Genomic DNA, 2,244 nt, shown 5'->3' on the forward strand with positions numbered 1-2,244 from the left:
GGCTTCTCCGTCTCCTGCACAATCGCCTGCTTCTGCGCGTCGCTGAAGCGGCGCCGGTCCGACCGCCCGTCAACCCGCAGTCTCAAGCGATTGGCGCCGCACGCAATCAGCGCTGCTTAATTGAGCCCGGGCACTCGGATGCAACAGAGATCGCCAGTCCACTTCGAATTCGAATTCCTCAAGACGAGCGCGCCATTTGCGCAGCGCATGGGGCGAAAGCCCGAGCGCCACGGCATATTCGGCAGGCCCCAATCCGCTCCAGTTCATCGCCTCCACATGCATGCCCCAGAACGCCTGCAGGGCAAATCGGATCGTGTCCGTACGCACGCTGTAGCAGTAGCGGCGCGGGCTCTTGCGTCGCTTCGGCGACCCTTTCTTGCCCCGCTTTTGCGGCTTTCCCTGGCGCAATTTCCGCAGATATTCCGCAGGTTTGCGCCGATCTTCCGCGCTCACCAGATGACGCACCCACAGCTCGAAAGTCGTCATCGAAAGCTTGCGCCGGCGGCAATATTCCTCCACCTCAAAACGGCTCGATACCAGGTCGCGACATGCGTCGACAAGTACGAGTTGTCGGCCTTGTCCCAGGAACGTCGAGGCACCGCCGAAGATCCTCCTCGATAAGAAGGAACCCCACACGTTGCGAGATTGCACTAGGTGTGCAGGATCCGGACGGTTACAGAGTGCGGAGAGGGACAGCAAGATAAAGCGAGCTGGCGCTCGCCCTCGCTTCGCTCGTAAGTGTCTGTCTGCACATTGTTTTTTCCGACGGATGCTAACGCCAGGCTGAATGACGCGAGGTGCGGATGGTGCCGGCTGGTTCGCTATCCTGTTGATCTGAAAAGCAAAGATGCGGTGTCGCAGCGATGTGCGATCCGCCGTTTTACGCCGCAGCAAGTCTTCGCAGTCCATAGCACACTCGGCAATCCAGCCATCTTGAAGCGCGAAATCCGACTGCCGATGCTGTCGTCATGGCAGATCGTGACAGCGACAGATTCCAGGTTCGCACCGGCCGGACGCGGGATGGCGGCGCGCCGGTCAATCCGCGCACGCTGCCCTTCGTGCGCCAGGTCGAGATCGCTGTCCGCAAGCAAGGCGGCAATCCCTATCGCATCGGCGGAAGCGGCGGTGCCGGGAAGGGGAGTGGCCGCTTCAACGCCCGCGGCCGAGGCGGCAAGATGGCGGCAGGGTTGCCAAAGAATGGTGGCGGATGGAGGCAGGGCGGCAATGGCGTCCGCTTTCGCTCGCGCCGCGTCGTGGTAAAGGCACGCGTCGTCAAGCTGCCGGCGCGAGGGAAGGCGACCACCGGGCGCGCCCAAAAGTTCGTGACGACCAGCAAGGCCGTCGATGCGCATCTGCGCTATCTCCAGCGCGACGGCGTGACCACGGACGGCGAGAAGGGCAGGGTGTACTCGGCCTTCGAGGACGAGGCCGACGGCAAGGACTTCGTCGAGCGCGGACGCGGTGACCGACATCAGTTCCGCTTCATCGTCGCGCCGGAGGATGCCGCCGAGATGGAAGACCTGCGCTCCTTCACCCGCGATCTCATGCGGCAGATGGAAGCCGACCTTGACACGGGCCTCGACTGGGTCGCTGTCAACCACCACAACACCGGTCATCCGCATACCCATGTGCTGCTGCGCGGCATCACCGGCGAGGCAAGATCCTGAACATCGCCGGCGACTACATCGCCCATGGCATCCGCCATCGGGCAACCGAGCTGGTGGAACGGGAACTCGGGCTGCAAAGCGAGATCGAAGTCGCCCGCAAGCTGGCCAACGAGGTGGACGCAGAACTGCTGACAAGACTCGACCGCATGCTGATCGCCGAACAGCAGGAGCACGATGTTGTCGACCTCCGTCCCAATGCCAGCGACAGCTACACCATTTCCAGCAATCGCTATCTGCTGATCGATCGGGCGAAGAGACTGGAGCACTTCGGCCTGGCGAACGAGCTCGAGCCCGGCCGATGGTTGATTTCCGATCGGGCCGAGAGCACGCTGCGGGCGCTTGGCGAGCGCAACGATATCATCAAGACCATGCACCGGGCGCTGGAGGAGCACGGCCTCGCCGATGAGCGGAGCGCGGCCCAATATGTCCTGCACCGGCAGACCATCACCGAGCCGGTCGTCGGCCGTGTGCTCGCCAAGGGGCTCGCCGGCGACGAGATGATCGACCGGCTGTCGCTCGTCGTCGATGGCGTGGACGGGCGCACGCACTATGTCGAGACCGCCGATGCGGCAAAGCT

At 63.4% G+C, this 2,244-nt stretch carries 3 protein-coding genes; 2 read left to right on the forward strand and 1 reads right to left on the reverse strand.

Annotated features, from left to right (window positions below):
• Positions 1-69: 69 nt before the first annotated feature.
• The gene (locus NKI47_RS34710; RefSeq protein WP_352596303.1) at positions 70-486 is read right to left on the reverse strand and encodes a hypothetical protein; all 417 of its coding nucleotides are present in this window, start codon (positions 484-486) and stop codon (positions 70-72) included.
• Between the two features lie 482 nt (positions 487-968).
• Between NKI47_RS34710 and NKI47_RS34715 the strand changes: the two genes are divergently transcribed.
• Both NKI47_RS34715 and NKI47_RS34720 read left to right on the forward strand, forming a co-directional pair.
• Entirely contained in the window at positions 969-1,667 is a 699-nt protein-coding gene (locus tag NKI47_RS34715) for a hypothetical protein (protein WP_352596305.1), read from the forward strand.
• A gap of 53 nt (positions 1,668-1,720) precedes the next feature.
• A partial coding sequence (locus NKI47_RS34720; RefSeq protein ID WP_352596307.1) for a DUF3363 domain-containing protein occupies positions 1,721-2,244 on the forward strand: 524 nt, incomplete at its 3' end.

Source organism: Mesorhizobium sp. M0633 (assembly GCF_040320645.1).
Lineage (GTDB): Bacteria > Pseudomonadota > Alphaproteobacteria > Rhizobiales > Rhizobiaceae > Mesorhizobium.

Coding starts and splice junctions, on each gene's coding strand:
- NKI47_RS34710 (WP_352596303.1), bottom strand. CDS start 486: ATGACGACTTTCGAGCTGTGGGTGCGTCATCTGGTGAGCGCGGAAGAT.
- NKI47_RS34715 (WP_352596305.1), top strand. CDS start 969: ATGGCAGATCGTGACAGCGACAGATTCCAGGTTCGCACCGGCCGGACG.